At 68.6% G+C, this 1091-nt stretch carries 1 protein-coding gene; it reads right to left on the minus strand.

Going from position 1 to position 1091, the window contains the following annotated elements:
- Positions 1-9 precede the first annotated feature (9 nt).
- A complete protein-coding gene (locus tag Psi02_RS39755) occupies positions 10-987 on the minus strand; it encodes an IS481 family transposase (protein WP_203981089.1) in 978 nt (325 codons plus the stop codon).
- Positions 988-1091 lie beyond the last annotated feature (104 nt).

A 1091-nucleotide genomic window follows, 5' to 3' on the forward strand; every position in this document is an offset into this window, starting at 1 on the left:
TGTATTCGGTCAGGGCGTTGGTGACAGTCGGCTGATCGGTGGGAGACCGTCCAGTGCGCTGTGACGTCGTCGGGTGTTGTAGTACTCCACCCATGGTTGCAGTGCCTGGGCGCGTTCGGCGTTGCTGGTGAAGACCTGCCGGTAGGCCCACTCGGTCTGCAGGGTGCGGTTGAACCGTTCGACCTTCCCGTTCTGCCAGGGGCAGTGCGGCTTGATGAACTTCTGCCGTGCCCCAAGCGCTTGGACGGCGGCGGCGAAGGCGGCCGAGCGGCGGTAGGCAAGCGCGTTGTCGGTGATGACTCGCTCGATGCGAACGATCCCGTGTCGGGCGAAGAAGGCCGCGGCCCGCAGCAGGAAGGCCGCGCTGTTGGTACCGGTCTCATCCGGCAGGATCTCGGCGTAGGCCAGGCGGGAGTGGTCATCGACGGCAGCATGCACGTAGTCGTAGCCGACGACGGTCTTCTTGTGGCGCTGGGCGGCGGTGGCGGCCCGGCCGTGGACGCGCCAGCCGCCCCCGTCGGGGATCTTGCCGATCTTCTTGACGTCCAGATGGACCAGCTCGCCGGGCCGTGCGCGCTCATATCGCGTGGTGGTGTTACGGCTCGCGCGGATCACGGTGCCGGTCAGCGGGTCGCAGTCGGCCAGGCGGGGCATGTCGTGGCGGCGCAGGATCCGCGAGACGGTCCGCTCCGGCACCCCCGTCTGCTGGGCGATGTGGGCCGGGCCGCGACGGTCGGTGCGGCGGCAGGCCAGCACGCGGGCCTCGACGGGGGCGGGAGTGCGGTTGGCCACCCGATGGGAGCGGGAGGAACGCTCGTGCAGACCCGACCAGCCCTGCTCGTCATAGCGACGCACCCACCGGTGCGCGCACTGGCGGGAAATGCCCAGTTCCTTGGCGACATGCGCGACGGGCCGGCCATCGACGCGGACGCGCCGCACCAGCAGGATCCGCCCGTGCACGGTCAGGCGGGCATTAGCGTGGGCCATGAAGACCTCCGGTTAGGTGAAGACGGCATCTCCACCACACCCGGAGGTCTTCTCATTGATCAAGCATCAACTGCGGCGTGTCACCAACCCGCTGACCAAGTACA

The sequence above is a fragment of the Planotetraspora silvatica genome (genome assembly GCF_016863315.1).
Taxonomy (GTDB): Bacteria; Actinomycetota; Actinomycetes; order Streptosporangiales; family Streptosporangiaceae; genus Planotetraspora; species Planotetraspora silvatica.

What these genes read in the sequence shown, in the direction of transcription:
- Psi02_RS39755 (WP_203981089.1), bottom strand. Translation starts at nt 987, where the DNA reads ATGGCCCACGCTAATGCCCGCCTGACCGTGCACGGGCGGATCCTGCTG.